This is a genomic window from Limnobaculum allomyrinae (assembly GCF_016649425.1).
Taxonomy (GTDB): Bacteria; Pseudomonadota; Gammaproteobacteria; order Enterobacterales; family Enterobacteriaceae; genus Limnobaculum; species Limnobaculum allomyrinae.
Genome location: NZ_JADRCR010000003.1, coordinates 1 through 18143, shown reverse-complemented (window position 1 = coordinate 18143; position 18143 = coordinate 1). Strand labels below are relative to the sequence as shown.

At 46.2% G+C, this 18143-nt stretch carries 13 protein-coding genes and 2 pseudogenes; 2 read left to right on the top strand and 13 right to left on the bottom strand.

All coding sequences use genetic code 11. The features are described 5' to 3' along the window. Positions 1-7 precede the first annotated feature (7 nt). The 11 genes and pseudogenes from pgmB to I2494_RS07755 form a co-directional block, all read right to left on the bottom strand. Complete coding sequence (gene pgmB / locus I2494_RS07805) at positions 8-691, bottom strand: beta-phosphoglucomutase (RefSeq protein WP_218467524.1); 684 nt, start codon at positions 689-691, stop codon at positions 8-10. Continuing rightward, on the bottom strand, positions 691-1821 hold the full coding sequence (locus tag I2494_RS07800) for a glycerate kinase (RefSeq protein ID WP_218467523.1): 1131 nt from the start codon (positions 1819-1821) through the stop codon (positions 691-693). Before I2494_RS07800 ends, pgmB begins: the two co-directional genes overlap by 1 nt. Further along, entirely contained in the window at positions 1799-4054 is a 2256-nt protein-coding gene (locus I2494_RS07795; RefSeq protein WP_218467522.1) for a glycoside hydrolase family 65 protein, read from the bottom strand. Before I2494_RS07795 ends, I2494_RS07800 begins: the two co-directional genes overlap by 23 nt. Further along, the gene (locus tag I2494_RS07790) at positions 4051-5091 is read right to left on the bottom strand and encodes a Gfo/Idh/MocA family protein (RefSeq protein ID WP_218467521.1); all 1041 of its coding nucleotides are present in this window, start codon (positions 5089-5091) and stop codon (positions 4051-4053) included. The genes I2494_RS07795 and I2494_RS07790 overlap by 4 nt, the downstream gene beginning before the upstream one ends. Before the next feature lie 33 nt (positions 5092-5124). Continuing rightward, positions 5125-5913, bottom strand: a complete 789-nt coding sequence (locus tag I2494_RS07785) for a sugar phosphate isomerase/epimerase family protein (RefSeq protein ID WP_218467520.1) — start codon at positions 5911-5913, stop codon at positions 5125-5127. A gap of 29 nt (positions 5914-5942) precedes the next feature. After that, positions 5943-6995, bottom strand: a complete 1053-nt coding sequence (locus I2494_RS07780; protein ID WP_218467519.1) for a zinc-dependent alcohol dehydrogenase — start codon at positions 6993-6995, stop codon at positions 5943-5945. A gap of 32 nt (positions 6996-7027) precedes the next feature. Continuing rightward, complete coding sequence (locus I2494_RS07775; RefSeq protein WP_218467518.1) at positions 7028-7870, bottom strand: carbohydrate ABC transporter permease; 843 nt, start codon at positions 7868-7870, stop codon at positions 7028-7030. Then, complete coding sequence (locus I2494_RS07770; RefSeq protein ID WP_218467517.1) at positions 7860-8738, bottom strand: carbohydrate ABC transporter permease; 879 nt, start codon at positions 8736-8738, stop codon at positions 7860-7862. Before I2494_RS07770 ends, I2494_RS07775 begins: the two co-directional genes overlap by 11 nt. Positions 8739-8765: 27 nt before the next feature. Continuing rightward, on the bottom strand, positions 8766-10058 hold the full coding sequence (locus I2494_RS07765) for an ABC transporter substrate-binding protein (protein ID WP_218467516.1): 1293 nt from the start codon (positions 10056-10058) through the stop codon (positions 8766-8768). 15 nt (positions 10059-10073) lie between these two features. Then, the gene (locus I2494_RS07760; protein WP_218467515.1) at positions 10074-11756 is read right to left on the bottom strand and encodes an alpha-amylase family glycosyl hydrolase; all 1683 of its coding nucleotides are present in this window, start codon (positions 11754-11756) and stop codon (positions 10074-10076) included. 439 nt (positions 11757-12195) lie between these two features. Beyond that, a pseudogene (locus I2494_RS07755) lies at positions 12196-12414 on the bottom strand (NAD(P)-dependent oxidoreductase); the annotation flags it as partial. A gap of 226 nt (positions 12415-12640) precedes the next feature. On the opposite strand from I2494_RS07755, the gene I2494_RS07750 reads away from it, so the two are divergent. Beyond that, complete coding sequence (locus tag I2494_RS07750) at positions 12641-13732, top strand: GGDEF domain-containing protein (protein ID WP_218467513.1); 1092 nt, start codon at positions 12641-12643, stop codon at positions 13730-13732. Between the two features lie 79 nt (positions 13733-13811). Here the strand turns inward: I2494_RS07750 and I2494_RS07745 are convergent, their stop codons facing one another. Next, entirely contained in the window at positions 13812-14864 is a 1053-nt protein-coding gene (locus I2494_RS07745) for an autotransporter outer membrane beta-barrel domain-containing protein (RefSeq protein WP_218467512.1), read from the bottom strand. Next, on the bottom strand, positions 14861-16483 hold the full coding sequence (locus tag I2494_RS07740; protein ID WP_218467511.1) for a hypothetical protein: 1623 nt from the start codon (positions 16481-16483) through the stop codon (positions 14861-14863). Before I2494_RS07740 ends, I2494_RS07745 begins: the two co-directional genes overlap by 4 nt. A gap of 547 nt (positions 16484-17030) precedes the next feature. Here I2494_RS07740 and I2494_RS07735 point away from each other — a divergent pair. Next, positions 17031-18143 (top strand): annotated as a pseudogene (locus tag I2494_RS07735) (hypothetical protein); the annotation flags it as partial.

Sequence of the window (18143 nt, the reverse complement as noted above, 5' to 3'; positions counted from 1 at the left end):
CAGTTCCTTAGGTACGAGTAGACAGCGATGCAACGTGGCGTTTCCACAGGGCTTGCAGCGCGTTCAGATTCAAATATTGGGTAGAAGGAATTAACCAATCGGTGTGTGTAAGCGCCTGCCCAACGCCGATAGCTAACATACCGCTGGCTTTTATTGCCTCAATACCGGCCTGAGCATCCTCAATGCCAATCGCGTGAGAAGGTTCGATTTCCAATCCGGAACATGCGGTGAGGAATATTTCCGGGTCGGGTTTTGAGTGTTGAATTTTGTTGGCATCAGCACAGAAATCGAATTGATTGGTGAGACCCAGCGCCGCTAAAACCTGTGGAGCATTACGTGAGACAGAGGCCAGCCCGATGCGGATCCGCTGTTGGCGTAGTTCTTTTAATAAGTTACTGATGCCGGGGAGAATGGCCGCAGGGGAGAGTTGATCCAGTAGGGCGACATAGATCTGGTTTTTATGTTCGGCTAATTGAGCTATCTGCTCTGTGGAATAATCGAAGCGTTTGCCGCCGTGAACTAAAATACGGTGCAAAGAGTCCAGTCGACTAATTCCTTTAAGCTGTTCGTTAAATTGTTCATCTATCTCAATACCAATTTCACCGGCGATTTTTTGCCAGGCGATAAAATGGAAATGGGCCGTGTCGGTGATAACACCATCCAGATCGAAAATGACGGCTTCAAGTTTCATTATTTTTTTCCTGCCAGCAAGGCTGCGACATTACGGGCTGTTTGCTCCACATTATGGTAAGCGTTGGCAAATAGCGTTTCGGTAGGGAGCAGTGCGGGAATAGTGGGAAATATGGCATCAAAACCATGTTGATACAGCGGAGTCAGATCGCTACCGATGCTACCGCAAATAGCAATGGTACGAGTTTTAGTGGTTGCGTAACGCAATACGCCTGAAGGACCTTTGCCGGACAAAGTTTGTCCATCCATTCTTCCTTCGCCCGTGATCAGAATATCGGCATTGGCACAGGCGGTTTTTAAACCAATGGAATCAAATATCAGTTCTGCACCGCTTCTTAATTTCGCTCCGGCAAACAGCATCAGGGCAGCGCCTACCCCACCTGCAGCACCAGCTCCGGGAATATCTTTTACACTACGACCTAACGTGTTTTCTGCAATGCGATAAAAATGGGCCATATCGCGATCGGCTTTTTGGCACAAAGAAGGGTCTAATCCTTTTTGCGGGCCAAATACATAGCTACAGCCTGACCCTCCCAGCAGCGGGTTAGTGACGTCGGCAGCAACAGTAATGGTGATCAGCGACAGTCGGGGATCGCAGTTTTGGCTGTTAATGGTATGAACCTGCGCCAAAGCATTCCCATCCGGTCGTAGTAGTGCTCCTCTGGCATTATAGAAGCGATAGCCCAAAGCACTGGCCATACCGATACCGCCATCATTAGTGGCGCTACCGCCGATACCGATAACAATATTTTTAACGTTCATATCCAGAGCAGCGCGAATTAGCTCTCCCAGGCCCTGACTGGTGGCTTGCCAGGGATCGCGCTCTTTGACCGGAACTAAATGTAGCCCGCAGGCTTCTGCCATCTCAATAAAAGCCGTATCACCGTATGGTGTTACGGCAATACTGGCATTAACTTGTTCAAAACGTGGACCGCAAACTCGCCGGGTAGTAAATATGGCATTGGTCTTACGTCCCAGTATGTGCAGTGTTCCTTCTCCGCCATCAGCGATAGGTAACAGGTGATACTCGGCGTGAGGCAATATGCTGTGAAAACCGGCGTGAATGGCGGAGGCAACTTGTTCCGCCGTCAGACTCTCTTTGTAAGAATCAGGCGCAATAACAATTTTCATTGTTTTCATTCCGGTTAATGGTGGATGGTTGGGTGATGGTATGGGCCTGACCGGCGATATAAATCGTTAAGGGTTCAGACCATACGCCATCAATTTGAATTTGGTTTTGCGTCAGGGTGAAAAACAACTGCTGTCCACGCCAGTTAAGTGGAAAACGCAACTGCTGCCACTGGATCGGTAACCGGGGGTTAAGATGCAATTCACCTTGCTGGTAATGCAGCCCTGCAAAACCGAACAGTGCGCCTAGCCAAATAGCGCCAAGGGATGCGGCATGAATACCTTCGTCAGAGCTGTGAGGATCCGGGCCTAAATCTATCAGACAAGCCTGTTGATAAAGCTGATAAGCTAATTCAGATTGTTGCTGGCTGGCGATAATGGCGTGAATCGCTTTACTCAATGATGAGTCATGAATAGTGCGTGGTTCATAATAAGCAAAGTTAGCGGCTTTGATCTGAGCATCAAACAGTTCTGGCAATAAGTGCAGCAGCATAATCACATCCGCCTGCTTGAGAATTTGCATCTCATTAACTTCAGCGCGTGAATAATCCAGCAAAATAGATTGGGAACCCTGGTGGGCTTTATAACGGCTCAGATCGATAGTGGGTTTGCTGAAGAAGCTGTCATCTTGTGGGATAACATGATGGTCGTCAGGCTCAGGCAAATAGAGGCGATGAAGGAAATCGTTGGCCTGTATTTCAAAGGCCGTATCGATTTTTCCATATTGCTGCATAAAGGCCAAAGCCTGTTGCACATTGTAGTGCGCCATATAGTTGGTATAGGCGTTGTTATTAATGTGCTCGGTATATTCATCGGGCCCGATAACATTGAGAATTTCCCAGCGGCCATTCACTTCTGTTGCACGGCTGAGCCAGAATTCCGCCGTTTTTTGCAACAGTGTTACCCCCTCCTGCCGCATAAAATCATGGTCATGGGTCGCCTGATAATAACCCACGGTGGCATAGGCAATATCTGCAACAATATGGTGTTCTGCAATGGCAGAAGCCACGCGCTGGCGCAGACCCGTACGAATATTGATAGCGGCGAATTCCGGTGTTTCTTCCTCACCGCTAAAGGCACTCTCCCAAGGGAATAACGCGCCGCGATAGCCATTACGATGGGCTTTTTCTTCTGCCTGTTGTAGATGCAGATAGCGATAGCGCAATAACTGACGGGCAATTTTGGGCTGAGTTAACAGGTGGAACGGCAGCAGGAAAATTTCCGTGTCCCAAAACACATGGCCTTTATAGCCTTCACCGGTTAAACCTTTGGCGGCAATACTGCATAGCTCGCTGTGTGCCGGGGTCATTCCGGCTAAGTGATAAAGCGCGAAATCCAGTGCCTGTTGATCCTGTGGCTGGTCGCTGTCTAATTCAACGCGGGCTTTTTGCCAGTAGGTTTGCCAGCATTGTTCTGAGCGAGCTGTGATGGTGCTATAACCATGCTGAACCTGCTGTTTCAGATGATTCAGACAATCGGTAGCAAAGGTTTCAGCGCTATAACCATTGTCCAGCGAACTGGCAACCCAGCTAATTTTACTCATCTGAAAAGTGTGATGACTCTCCAGACTCACATCAATATGCTGCATCAAACGGCGGTTTTTAGCTGAAAAGCTGCTTCGGACGTTATCCGGTAGTTGGCAATAGCTGGTGATAACCACTTCTTGCTGGTTATCGGTAGTGCGGTAGCTCCCTTGCAGATACTGTTGTTCAAACACCCGAACTTCAGTTTCATTCAGATGTTGTCGACCAAAGTTAGTCTGAGTGGCATCAATGCCGGTCATAATTTGTAGATGACAGGGTATATCAAGGGGGGTGATTTCAAGCTGACTGATCACTAATTGCAACGGGGAGGCTGCCATCTGGCGTCGACTGATAATGTGATAACGCCCACCCAGAGGGGATTGCCATACTAAATCCCGCAGCAGCTCGCCATTTTTCATCTTCAGTTCACGGCGATATTCAACGATAGTTCCGGCTAACAGTGAGAAAATTTCACCGTTTAGCTCAATGCGCATGCCAATGATATCCGGCAGATTAATCAGTTCATTAATGTCATCTGCCGTTGCGCGATGATAAATACCCGCCAGATACATACCGCGAACTTGCTCAGTATAATCTTCTTCATGGCTGGCCCGGATGCCCAGGTAGCCATTTCCTCCCGCCATTAAACTGGCGTACTTATTCAAAAAGTGAGGATCAAATCCGTGTTCCGTTAAGGTGCCTGGATGACTCATAGATAGATACTCTTACGCTGTTCTGCTGCCTGATAAATTGCATCAACCAGCTTTTGGATAATGTAACCCTGCTCACCATCGGCAATACTGGCTGGATGACCAAGCACCCGATCAACAAAGGCGGCCATACTTTTGTGATGGCGTATATCGTCTGCTTTTTCACGCTGGTACAGCGTTAAGAGCTGACCGCCATCATCGGTATAGATATGGGCTGGAAACAGAGTGGCTCCGGCACGATCGCCGCAAAACTCGACGTTCATCACCGACTGCGGTTGAATATTGAGGGCAAAGGAGGTTTCAAGACGCAGAATGCTACCGCTGGTGAATTCCAGCGTGGCAAACAACGCATCTTCCACGGTAAAGCGGGATGGATCCCACTGACCAAACTGACCGTTGTTTTTGACCGTGCCAATCTTTTGGTACATGTGGGCATCCACTTTATGTACTTGAGGAAAACCCAGCACGAACATCGCTGCATCCAGCATATGGATACCAATATCAATCAGCGGGCCGCCTCCCTGTTGGGCTTTATCGGTAAACACGCCCCAACCGGGAACGCCACAGCGTCGTAGCGCTTTGGCGTTCGTGACATAGACTTCGCCCAATTCACCGTCAGCGACTTTATCGCGCAACAAGCGAGCATCATCAGCAAAGCGATGGTGAAAATCATAGGCGAGCACTTTTTGTGCCTGTTTAGCCGCCTGCCACATCTGGTTAGCCTGATCGGGGGTCATGGCCGGTGGCTTTTCACACATCACATGGCTGCCGTGATGCAATGCCTGTAATACGTGTTCACAGTGCATTCTGTTTGGTGTACAGACGCTAACCAAATCGGGCTTTTCTGCCCGATACATGGCTTCGCTGTCGGTGTAATAACGTGCAATGCCGTTACGTTCAGCAAACTCTTTTGCGCGTTCAGTCTGGCTGTCAACCACGGCCACCAGTTCAAGTTCTGGTCTGGTGCTGTAGTAGGCAACATGGACTTTTTCCGCCACCTGTCCGCCACCAATCAGCGCGACTTTTAGTTTTTTGCTCACCCGGTTTTGCTCCTGTTTTACGTATCGGTAAAATTACAGCGTGCGTAAATGGTTCAGGGATTGCTGATAGGCAGCCGCCGGATCTTCAGCGCGGACGCGGCACTCATAGACGATATAACCGTCGTAGCCATCATGGCGTAGCTGGTCAGAATGCGTTTTAAAATCGATGCTGCCGCTACCCGGTTGATAGCGATGATTGTCAGCGATATGTACGTGGCCGAGGAGGTCGCGGTGCTGGTGAAATGCAGTACTCAGGTCGTCTTCTTCAATATTCATATGGTAAAAATCACCAATGATTTTGACGTGTTTGAGTTGGTTTTCTTTGATATAGCGATGGGCATCCGCCAGTGTGTTGATCATATGATCCTGATAACGATTGAGCGGCTCTAAATAGACGGTGGTGCCGGTACGAGCGGCAACGTTATCCAGGTAGCATAAGGAATCACTGATAGCCTTGTAGTCACCTTCTTTACTGCGAGGGGAGTTCATTGGTGGCAGACGGTAAGTAAACATTCCCCAGGCTGCGGGTACAATAATGCCTTTACCGCCAACTTCTACCAGTGCTTCCAGAATTTTTTCAATTTGTGTCAGACCATTGAGGCGGCGCTCTTCGATAAAATCGCCGATCCAGCCATCATAGCCGCCACAGGCGGTAATGACGGGTAATCCAGTTTCTACGATGGCTTGTTTAACTTCTTCCAGATTATTGACTAATAGCTTGCCGTCGATTTCAAACCCATCGAAGCCCATCTTCTTAACAAAGGCGAACTTTTCTTTAATATTTTCAGGGAAAAATGCCTGATTTTGCGTACCGATTTTCATAGTAAAGACCTTGATTAATAGTTAGTGAATCAGAATTCAACGCCCATCTTGATACTCAGATCGGGCTGGCGATCGACAAGCTTCATATAGCTGTCCGGGCTATCGCTGAAGCTAACCACTGGGTCGATCAGGTCTTCACAGTTCAGATAACCATTCATCAGCAATTGCCAGCAGGTCTCTTCGATACGTTTACGGTTCCAGCGTGGGTAGTCCGGGTTAGGCTCACTACTGGCACGGGAGAAAATGATTTTGGCATTATTGAAGTGAGCTTCCCGGCCGAGGTTGAAACCTTCCGGAAAAGGTTTACCAAAAGCGACGTAAGAAATGGTTCCGCCATAAGCGATACCGCGCAGAGCCGACTGAAGTGCTGATGAGCTGCCACTGGTTTCGATAATGGAATCTGCGCCCAGTTTGCCGGTGAGTTTTTTAATCTCCAGCCCTACATCGGTACCAATAGGATTAAGGCAATAATCCGCGCCATGTTTGAGTGCAATACCATGACGTTGCTCCAACGGATCGATACCGATCACTACGGATGCCCCGGCTCTTTTTGCCAGTTGCACCGCAATTTGGCCGATAGCGCCTAAACCAACCACCACCACAAAATCACCAACGCGTACGTTAGCATCACGCACACCGCTCATGGCGAATTGTGCCGGGTCATAGCATACGGCGTTTTTCCAACTTGCTCCGGCTGGCATCTTGCGTAATTTGTAGTTATTGACGCCATTGATAATCACCGTTTCTTGCAGTGGGCCATAGCTACATACCCGGTCGCCCATTTGGTATTCAGTAACCTCATTGCCCATTTCAATAATGGTGCCAACGACCATATTGCCAAGTTGGAATTTGCCAAACTCAATGCCGCGCGGCGCATCCGCCGGGCGCGGTACAAACATGTTCCACTCGCTGGAAAACTCTTCGTCAATAAATGGGCTAACGCCGCGAAAATCTACTACTTCGGTACCATGTTTTGGTGAACCAAACTCAACGCGGATTTTGACTTCATGGCTCGTCACCGGACGATCCTGATATTCCACCAGTGCGGCTACGCGCGGTTCCGTTGCAACTAACTTTTTCATTCAATAACTCCATTAACTATGTGATGACCGGATTAGCCTTTCACGCCACCGGCGGTCAAATTGCCTTTAATAAATCGTTCTGAGAGGGCATACATCACCACTACCGGTAAGGCGGTAGCCAGTGAAGCGGCCATCATGCGGCCCCAGATATAGTCAGGGGTGCTGAATAGGGTGTTTAAGCCAACCGGTAAAGTGAAATTGGCAGAGCTGGACAGGAAAATTGAGGCGAACAGATAGTCATTCCACGCCACCATAAAGCAGTAGACGAACACCGAAATAATCCCGGATATTGCCAACGGCACCGTAATATAGAAGATGATTTGCAGACGGTTGAGCCCATCCATCATTGCTGCTTCTTCTATTTCGTCCGGAATGGTGTCGAAATAGCTTTTCAACATAAAGACCGCTGTCGGCAGGGTTTGCACTACCATGGTAATGATCAGCGCGGTTTCGGTGTCATACAGCCCTAAGCTGGAGATGATTTTGAATAACGGAACCACCAGCAGAATACCGGAGAACATATAGACGGTATAAAAGCTGGCGTTGATGGTCAGCCGTCCTTTAAAACGTAGTTTTGACAGGGCATAAGCGCCGAGAATACCGATGAATACGGCGATGCAGGCCGAGGTCATGGAAACCAGAAAACTGTTTTTAAAATAGGTCAGAAATGGAAAAATGTCCGGATTGAAGATATCGATATAGTGTTTCAGCGTCCAATTCTGCGGCAGGAGCGTAGGGTGACGTGCAATCGCCTCTTTAGTGCCTTTGAACGAGGTCATCAGCATAATAAAAAATGGGAATAGCATGGCGGCTAAAAACGCGGTCATGCTGATATAGAAGCCTGCTCGACGTAAGGTATGACGTTTAGTTGCCATTGATATTGACTCGTTTTCTGGCGATCAAAATGACCAGGAAGATAATGGCGAACAGCACAACCGATACCGCTGCTGCTTTGCCCAGATCATTGAACGCAAAGGCCGTTTTATACAGGTAGACGCCGAGGATATTGACTTTGTTGGTTAACAAATAAACATCGGCAAACATATAGAACATCCAGATGGCGCGCAGGGTAATTACCGTTGCCAGAACCGGCATAATGGCCGGTAGCGTAACGATACGAAAACGCTGCCAGACATTGGCTCCATCCATTTCAGCTGCTTCATACAACGACTTATCAATGGTTTGTAGGATGGCCAGAAAGGAGATAAAGGCATAAGGGAAGTAGCGCCAAATGGCAAAAATCACCACCAGGAAAAAGCTACTGACCGGGTTGTCAAACCATAGCGGAGCCTGATCAAATAAGTTGAATACATCGCTGCCCAGATAGTTAACGATGCCATAGCCGTTGTTGAACATATATTTCCAGGCAAAAACCAGAGAATTAGAGGGAGTAACATAAGAGAGAATCACTAACGAGCGGGCGGTTTTGCGAAAACGAAACTCGCGATTGAAGAACATCGCCACCGCCAGCCCGAGTCCGGTGCTGCCCAGCACGACCAACGTGGTATAACCGAATGTCACCCACAGTGAGTGATAGAAATCCGGATCGGATAAGATGCTGATGTAGTTGCTTAATCCCACAAAGCGTTCGCTAATACGTGGATTAAGAGGAACCTGCAGAAAGCTTATCTGCAGGTTAGATAACATCGGATATATCACTAACAGCCCGAGTAATATCAGACTCGGGGCAAGCAGTAATATGGCAAAGGGCGTATCCGACTGGCTAAAAAAACGCTTCTTCATAACAATACCTTGGGTGGCTGCGATCGATTAAGGCCGTTGTTGCATCATGGCTTCAATACGCTGTTGAGCCTGAGTGAGCGTAGTGTCGACATTTTTCTTACCAACGGTCACGTTATTCACCATTTCGCCAATCACGGCGGAGCCGGTAATGTCACCCATACGGATAAAATTCTTCTCACCAACAGAACCGAATACCTGTACGTTCTTGAACTCATTCACCAGGTCATTAGGGAGGGTGCCGAAAGCTTTAATGACCGGATTGTTGATATAGGTTGTGTTAGAGGTCACCAGTTTAGTGACCGGTAGTGCGGCACCTGGTGACATCAGTACCCAGTCGGTGGCGTTATCGGATTGTTCAATAAATTCAACGAACCTCTTCGCTGCTTCAATATTGTTTGATTCAAGGCCAGCAGAGATGGTCAGAGAAGTGATGGTGCCGTAAACCGCAGGCATTTTTTCTGTTGGTACGGCAAAGCCGAGGTCTTGTGGATCGCCATCGCTATATACCGCCGGAAGAATGTAAGTGGAGTAGATTGCCATCGGAACAGTACCGTTCATAAAGGCATCTTTAATTTCCATGACATCGTTAGAGCCGGGCATAGTGCTATGAGCCAGCTGTTTATAGTAATCCAACGCCTGGCGCATCTGGTTGGTATCAACGGTGATCTTACCGTCGGCATCAAAAATGTTAGCGTTATTGGACAGTGCAAACTGAGAGAAAGCCTGTTCAGTCATGACGCTTTCTGCGGTAGGCAGGGCAATACCGTACTTTTTCTTTGCCGGTTGAGTAAACTTCGCTGCAACCTCCATCAACTGTTGCCAGTCTTGTGGTTCAGAAAAGCCTGCCTGCTCCAGCGCTTTCTTGTGATACCAAATGCCCTGAATCCAGCCGCTAACCGGAATGCCGGTATAACCTGAACCATCTTCAGTACGTACGATGCGTAGTACGCCATCATAGAAGTTCTCAGGTTTTACCTGATCAATAACCTCAGAAATGGCTTTGCGATCGATCAGCAGCTCTTTATCCATCACTTTGGCGTAATCATGGCTCACTTCAATGACTTCAGGCAGTTTTCCGGTGCGGGCAAGGGTAATGACTTTGGTGTTATAGGCATCTTCTTCCACCGGTACTTGTTTCACCTTAATGGTCGGGTTTGCCTGTTCAAAGCGGGCAATCAATTTAGAGATGACCGCCTGACGCTCCTGTTCTACAGAGGAGTGCATAAATTCGATGGTGACATTCTCTTGTTTTTCAGACTCGCAGGCGCCAAGCACCAAACTGCAAAGCAACACCGGAGCAATGAGCAATTTTTTATTCATGTCAAAGATTCCTGATTAATAGTTAAGCCAGAGGAATTGATAAGGCTGCATAACATAAGGGGATGTCGTGCTCAGCGTTTCGGCGGTGAGCAAATTGATATATTCAGCGGCCGGTAAATCTACCGGGCACTCTGCGGGGCTGAGATTAAACAGCGCCATCACTCGTTTACCGTTTGGCGCTTCGCGGCTAAAAGCCAGCACTTCTTGCGGTGACGGGTGAATAATCAGCGGGCTGTTAGGATGAAATGCGGGATGGCCTTTTCTTACTTCAATGAGCTGTGATAGTCGGTGAAATATCTGATGGCGTAAGTAATTTTTGCCTGCAATCGCCTGATTAATATCGTCCAGTGAATATTTCTGGCGATTAATGGCACGATTGTGTCCGGCACTTTTCACACCGTCATTATCATTGCGCGAGCCCAAAATGCTTTGGATGTAGATCGCCGGTACGCCCGGGAATGCCAGCAAGATAGCGTGCGCCAGCAAGAAACGGGCAATTCGTTCATCGTCCTGACTGTCCTGGCGATTCAACGCATCCATATAGGTCACGTTGATTTCATAAGGGCTGCGGCTGCCATCGGGATTATTCTTGTAAGAAACCAGAGCCCCTTCACGCTGTAAATCTTCGACTAACGACAGAATCTCCTCTTCCGGCAGTAAACCCCGTAATGGGTTAAGCCCGATACCGTCATGAGAAGCAAGAAAGTTGAAGAAGGTGGTATCTGTGGTATTCAGATCCAGACTGGTTGCCCACTGGCGTAGTGTATGAGCACTACCGGTATGAATAGCGTGTAAAACCAGAGGGGGTAGTGGAAACTGGTAAACCATTTGCGCTTCATCATGACCATTACCAAAGTAGGCAATATTGTCCTGATGAGGTACGTTGGTTTCAGTGATGATCACACAGCCCGGCGCTACGATATCCGTGACAGCCCGAAACAGCTTGACCAACTGATGCGTCTTTTCAAGATGGAGACAGCGAGTGCCGGGTGTTTTCCACATAAAGCCAACGGCATCCAGACGGATATAGTCCGCACCCTGTTTCAGATATTCCAGCAGCACATCCAGCATGGCGATTAACACCTTTGGATTGGCAAAATTCAGATCTATTTGATCTGCGCTGAAGGTAGTCCAGATATGGCGAGTGCTGCCATCTTTCAGCGTGAATGGCGTCAGCAATGGCGAAGTACGAGGACGCGTTACTGCGCTGAGGTCTATGCCGGGATCCATACTGACAAAGAAATCGTCATATTCCGGTTGTTGAGCCAGATAGCCACGAAACCACTCACTTTGAGCGGACATATGGTTACAAACATAATCAAACATCAGGCGAGTGGAACGATGAAGTTTGGCGATATCCTGCCAGTCACCGGCAATGGGATTTACCTGATAGTAATCAATAACTGAAAAGCCATCATCGGAAGAGTAGGGATAAAACGGCAGCAGATGAACGATATTAAATACCGCAGAAAGCCCGGCATTATAGAAATCAGTCAGGCAAGTTAAGGTATTTTTTTCAGGCTGATAAAACTGGTCTGCATAGGTAATTAATACCACATCTTTTTCATCCCAGCGCTGTTTTCTGGTGTGATTAATATGATTTTTTGCTTCAATTATTTTTTGATGAATTTGCTCAGTTAGCTGGTCATCGATTGAGTCGTTATATATCGAGCTAAGCAGTGAATTAATCACGTTCATTCCCTTTTGATTTTTTGTGGTACCGCTCCCACGAAAAGAGAGGCTACTCTTGAAAAATAAGAGTGTCAACGAGGTGAGAATCAGTGTGATTATAAAAAATGCAGTAAAATTATGTATCTGTGAGCTGAGTCAAATTTAATGACGGCGCTAAACTAATTAGCCTTGACCATTTTTGATATTAATGTTTGTGGAGTAAATAAATATTAAAAATAGCGTATTTAAAAGGGAGTAAAATAATGAAAATGCTATTTTATGGTTTATTTTATTAATCGATTTCTAATTGATAAACCACCTGGTTATTAAAATTAATTGTGGGATTTGTTTTTATGGAATAGCGATGGAATAGCCATGGAAGATGAGGTGGCACTCACTAATTAGTAAGGCGTGATTATATCTGCCAGAAAATTATTTTGGCCTCTGACAGATATAAAAACAGCAATTAAGGTTGTTTAATCACCTGAGGATTAACGCAATTAACCGTGACTTTCCCGGTCTGAGCGGTAATCAGATTATCTACTGCGCAGGCGGCCATATTGTAGCGGGTTTCATGGGGCGCCGATCCGATATGGGGCAGGGCTACGACGTTCGGTAAGCGAAACAGCTCAGAATCGGCGGAAAGCGGTTCTTTTTTAAACACATCTAAACCTGCGGCATAAATCTGATTGATACCGGGCGCAGTTCTCTGATATTGATGAGTAAGCGCTGCATTTTTCCTTGAGAGGTACATTTGTCAGTCAGTACTACTGAAATGTTTAACGCTAGCTCGTTGCATTGAAATGCTTTTTTGAACTTTTGACGCTACACTTACGATGATAAAGCGTCTTAAGGATGAGTGACGTAGCCCGTAAACCTGATTATATCCATCCCTTACAGATAACGTGACTATGATAGAACTCATCATCAGAATTGCTAAACGATTCTCTACCCGAATTGAATACCCGACGTCATTCAGCTGCCTTGATGATGAAAGAAGAACCCGGCATGTTATTGGCACACATGCCTGTACCATCACTGGGGCATTAATTTTTATTCCGGTTCACCTCTTTGTCAGCGATCTGCCTTTGGGGGCGCTGTTTAACACCATCTGTATTGTGTTGTGTTTGCTGTCACTGATTGATTTATGGTTCCGTGGCAATTTGAATCAGACACTATGGATTACCGTCTTGCTTCCTTCTGTTTTGGTGATCTCGCTGTTTTGGCTGTTTCAAGGACGGGCGCAAATCAGTGCTTTTCTGATTATTCCTCCTGGATTTGCTTTTTTGCTACTGGGGCGTCGTCAGGGAACGCTGTTTGGTCTGGGATATGGCTTAACCATCATTGCCATAGTACTGATTCACCTGAAAAGCTGGCCTGAGTTCTCTTCTACCCCGGCCGCCATGGTTAATATGGTAGGGGCACTGGTGCTGGCACTATTTTGGGGTTTTATTGGCGAGCGCATCCGTGGCGAAACCTTTCAGACTATCGAAACCATTGCTGAAACTGATGTACTCACTGACTCCATCAATCGCCGTCATTTTTTTGAAGAAGTGCAGCGGGTTCATAAAATTACCCGCTATCAACGTTCATCATTTGCCATGATGATGATGGATATTGATTTATTCAAAAGTATCAATGACCAGTATGGCCATGATATGGGGGATAAAGTACTGATAGAACTAGTACATATGCTGAAAGGACAGGTTCGGGCGGGTGACATTATTGGCCGACTGGGCGGTGATGAGTTTGGTCTGCTTTTCCCCAATATTACCGTTCAAGAGGCTGTGGGCCGGGCGAAGAATATTTGTCAGCAGGTGGAGAGCTATCAGTTTATCAGCTCTGACGGCCAGCATGTTCCGGTAACCATCAGTATTGGTGTGGCGATGTTTTTACCGGATACTTCACTAACCGCAGAACAAATCTATAAAACTGCTGACCAGCAGTTGTATCGGGCTAAACAGGCTGGAAAGAATCAAGTAGCGGTATCCGACGGAGTATAAAAGCTACTCCGTGTGGTAAAAAATCAGCCCGTCGGGATAAGCAACGGGCTGATTGGGGTGTAAACCGAATGTTTTCTAACTACCAGTTATAGCGTAGGCCTGCGGTGCCGGTTAAGTGAGTATCGGTTCCGGTATCTCCGGTTTTCGCGCCGTAGTTAGCGGTGACATAAGCACCGAAGTTTCGTTTGATGGTATATTCCAGCCCCGCACCGACTTTTCCTCCGGAACCATCAATATTATTACTGATGGTATAGTGGTTAACGTCGAGCGTGTTGTTGTCCTTAAACTCCTGTTGATAAGCCACTTTCACATAAGGGCGCAGGGTTTGCTCCAGTGCATCACCGAGGGCAAAACCCTTACCGATATCGACGCCTAACTCTCCCTGTAATGATTTGTACTGATTGTTGGTGACGTGAAGGCCATTATCCAGCGAGTAGCTTTTGTCTGCGATGTTAAGCATTGAGGCGCGAACATAAGGCTCAATAAAGGCGGTGTTGGGTAGAATATAGTGGTATCCCCCTTTCAGCGATGCGCCAAATCCGTGCGTGTCCAGGCTGCCGTCAGAATGTTCGTCATCCAGTGAAATCGTGGTGATTTTGCTATTGATAACAGAATAGGAAACCAGGCCATCAAGGAAAAATCCTAACTGATTACTGTAGGAAGTATAAGCCTGCATATTGACGTCATGGCTGTTACCGTAGCTGCTGTTAATCATATGATCAATATTGGAAATACCGCGGCTGACGGCCACACCCAGTAAATAAGAGCCGAAATCAGTATTAAGACGTTTATCTACGCCAAGACTAAAACCATTAACACTCTGGCTGGCTTTTTCTCCGTTAGACAGTTGGGTGCTGGTATGTGCTCCCAAATAGCTTCCCCAGGCAGAGCCCTGGTCGTTATCTCGCCGGGAGACGGTCATACGCTGATGTACTGAGTCGGTTTCAGCATTCCAACTGGTTAACGATGCCTGGCTTAAACTGGCTACAGCACGAGCCGAAGAGGAAAGATCATGTTTTCTCTCCTGCAAATACCAGCTATTGCCTTGCTGTACTAAATCATAACGAAAGATACCCAGATCATAGCCATCACCATCGTCAAAAATAGCGCCACCGCCGCTGGTGGTGATCATTTCCCGTCCATCATATTGACCAACAGAGCCAATGCCAGCGCCGCAGTATTCAACGTACTGCCTGACGCAGCGGTGAGTGCAGAGCCAGTTAACAAAGCGTTTCCACTGGTTTCCAGGGTTGCAGTCGTAAGGTTCAGGTTGCTGTTGGCCGCCAGCGTTATATCCGTAGTGTTAAGCGTATTACCCGCCAGAAGGTTTAATGTTCCGCTGTTTAAGGTCATCCCTCCAGAGGAGGTCAGAGCCGACTGACTGTTTAGCGTCAGGTTGCTTCCGTTGATAATACTCAGGGTGCCCGAGTTGATCTTGCTGCCCGTACCAGTGGTGAGTGTGGCATTATCTAATGTGAGAAGGCCACTGACATCGAATAAACTATTATCTGCCATAGTGACTTGAGAGGCGCGGACATCACTATCGGAAGTAACCGTAAGCGTACCGGCATTACCCAGATTAATTTTACTGTTGGTTGCTTTGAGCTCATTGACGGCTAACGTAGAGCTACCGATGTTAATCTGGCTGGCATCAATATGCAGTCGGTTGCTGGCGGATCTATCCCCGGCCAAATTCCAGATACTGTTATTGGTAAAACCGATGGTTGAAGTTTGATCGGCCTCGGCCATGATGGCACCGGTTAATGTGCTATTACTGGTGATAAAGGAGTTTCCTCCTTGTGGGGTTAAATCCAAAAAGATATAACCTTGTCCGGTATTGATGGTGGAGTTAGTCACATTATCATGTGAGTTAATGCCTCCGGAGATAACCACCAGCGCAGAATCATTGGCGGTTGCTGGGTTATCATCGTGAAACGTGCTGTTGATGATATTAAAGGTATTATTGGCGCCCGATTTATTTAAGTAAAGGACATCAAAGGTAGATTCGTCAACAGTATTCAAAATAGTGTTTGATATAGTCGTTGTATTATTATTGCTTTCTAATGTATTGCCGCCAAGGATAACCAGAGTCTTTGGTATTTTATCTGACGAGATAAGATTGTCGATGTTGTAAGTGTTATTACTTCCGTTAAGGGATATGTTGTACAGTATCTCGCTATTTTTAAAATTTAATGTGTTGTTATTGCCAAATAATGAAAGGTCAGCCAGGATTTTAGTGTCTTCAACATTTACTCTGGAGTTTGAACCTTCCAGATTTATTACGAATGCTTTATTCAGATTCTTTATATTAATGGTGTTGTTGTTATTATTGAGGTTTGTCAAATGAATAATACTGTTATTAGCATTAGATTCAATATTTGTTAAGTTAATAGTAGAATCTGTCACTAAGTCGGAAAAATTCAATGTGGATATCGTGCTGTCACTCATACTAAAGTTTATATTAGATGCACTTTGTTTCATATTGATATCACCAGAAAAGCTTGATTTATCAATAGTAATACTTCCCCCATTCATCTGACCAATAACCGTCAGTGAACCTTCGCTCCCCGTATACAGAAGTGATGATGAGTCTATGCCTAAGCTGTCGTTATCTCGTAGTGGTGTCCAGTAGAGAGGCTCATTGAGAGTGATATGGTTATAGGTAATATTCGCAAAAGAGGGGAGGCTAATAGCACTTAAAATGGAGATAGATAAAATTTTAAATCGCTTCTTATTTATTTTCTTTGACATGTATGCCACCTCGGAATTTAAACGAATCTGATTAAATTAATCAGATGAAGTATATGTATAAAATAATTTAAATAAGTATATGAAGAGATGATTGAGTGATTTATAAATGTAGGATTAAGTTATAGATTAAGCGTAGTGGGAGTAATTGCTGTGTCAATAATACTATTAGATATATTTTTTATTGCTCTGCGGTATTGATGATTTTTTATTTAATTTGTTGTTATCTATCGATATTGTTTTTTGTTTTATTTTTCTTTCAAAAAAATAAAATCAGGAATCAATAACATATTGCTATTTGTTACTTATACTATTTAATTAAAACACAAATAAAAACTTATAACTCATTAAAATTGAAGGGTTATGTGTTGTAAATCAGAATGGTTGTTCGTTATTAATCAGGTAGTGAGGTGGTATCCATGTTTATGAAGTATAATTGAGTTGATTCTTATGCCTTATTTTAAGGTATACATCTGTTAATCAATCGATTTTTTACTTATTATACGGCGATTATATATGCTGGTGTCTCTGATATGGGTATGTTGAGGGAATGATGAAATGCAATGATAAGAGTCGTTATAGATTTTTTTTCGCTCTAATTTTACCTTTGGTTTTACCTGTTAATGCGGCTTCACTGGATGAAGGCATTATTGGGGTGAGGGTTCGGGGTGAGTCTTCTCACAGTAAAACATCGACACCCTCTTCTGAGACAGAATCGCTAAATAGCCAGTCTAACTCTGAACAGAAAAAGGCCTTACCTGAGGCTACTACCAGAACATCCTCTAAAAAACAAAGCGATCAACAGCAGGTGCGGCAGCATCAGGTTGACTCTGCAAAACAGATTACTGAGCTTGAACGGAAAATATCGACCCTTGAGTCAGAGTTAAAATTAGCTAAAGCCAAACGGCCTGTATCTGATGGCAGTGGGGCTCTTTCCCAGGAGAATCAGCTTAATCAACAATTAACCACGCTGAAATCACAGTTATCAGATACACAATCGCGCCTGCAAGCATTACAAAAAACGGCAGATGCGGAGAAGAAGCAACTGGCAGAATTAAAAGCTCTGAACGAGACATTGCGGGGCAATAAATCCGAAGAGCAGAAAAGTCAGTTATCTATTTCTGGTGCACAGGTCGCTCAAGTTGCCGCACTGGAAAAGCAGTTGGCGGACGCTAAAACACAACATGACAAACAACAGGGTAGCAGCGCCGAAGAGCTGAAAAAGCAGCAAACCGTAGCAGCGTCTCAGGCGAAGCAGATAGCCGCACTGGAAAAACAGCTGGCAGAATCCAAAGCCCAGCATGACAAACAGCAGGGCAGCAGCGCCGAAGAGCTGAAAAAGCAGCAAACCGCAGCAGCGGCTCAGGCGAAACAGATAGCCGCGCTGGAAAAACAGCTGGCAGAATCCAAAGCCCAGCATGACAAACAGCAGGGCAGCAGCGCCGAAGAGCTGAAAAAGCAGCAAACCGCAGCAGCGGCTCAGGTGAAACAGATAGCCGCGCTGGAAAAACAGCTGGCAGAATCCAAAGCCCAGCATGATAAACAGCAGGGCAGCAGCGCCGAAGAGCTGAAAAAGCAGCAAACCGCAGCAGCGGCTCAGGTGAAACAGATAGCCGCGCTGGAAAAACAGCTGGCAGAATCCAAAGCCCAGCATGATAAACAG

Bases quoted from the DNA above. Each gene is read 5' to 3' on its own strand.
- I2494_RS07775 (WP_218467518.1), bottom strand. From the start codon at position 7,870: ATGGCAACTAAACGTCATACCTTACGTCGAGCAGGCTTCTATATCAGC.
- I2494_RS07780 (WP_218467519.1), bottom strand. From the start codon at position 6,995: ATGAAAAAGTTAGTTGCAACGGAACCGCGCGTAGCCGCACTGGTGGAA.
- I2494_RS07795 (WP_218467522.1), bottom strand. From the start codon at position 4,054: ATGAGTCATCCAGGCACCTTAACGGAACACGGATTTGATCCTCACTTT.
- I2494_RS07760 (WP_218467515.1), bottom strand. From the start codon at position 11,756: ATGAACGTGATTAATTCACTGCTTAGCTCGATATATAACGACTCAATC.
- I2494_RS07765 (WP_218467516.1), bottom strand. From the start codon at position 10,058: ATGAATAAAAAATTGCTCATTGCTCCGGTGTTGCTTTGCAGTTTGGTG.
- I2494_RS07750 (WP_218467513.1), top strand. From the start codon at position 12,641: ATGATAGAACTCATCATCAGAATTGCTAAACGATTCTCTACCCGAATT.
- I2494_RS07740 (WP_218467511.1), bottom strand. From the start codon at position 16,483: ATGTCAAAGAAAATAAATAAGAAGCGATTTAAAATTTTATCTATCTCC.
- I2494_RS07745 (WP_218467512.1), bottom strand. From the start codon at position 14,864: ATGATCACCACCAGCGGCGGTGGCGCTATTTTTGACGATGGTGATGGC.
- I2494_RS07800 (WP_218467523.1), bottom strand. From the start codon at position 1,821: ATGAAAATTGTTATTGCGCCTGATTCTTACAAAGAGAGTCTGACGGCG.
- I2494_RS07785 (WP_218467520.1), bottom strand. From the start codon at position 5,913: ATGAAAATCGGTACGCAAAATCAGGCATTTTTCCCTGAAAATATTAAA.
- pgmB (WP_218467524.1), bottom strand. From the start codon at position 691: ATGAAACTTGAAGCCGTCATTTTCGATCTGGATGGTGTTATCACCGAC.
- I2494_RS07770 (WP_218467517.1), bottom strand. From the start codon at position 8,738: ATGAAGAAGCGTTTTTTTAGCCAGTCGGATACGCCCTTTGCCATATTA.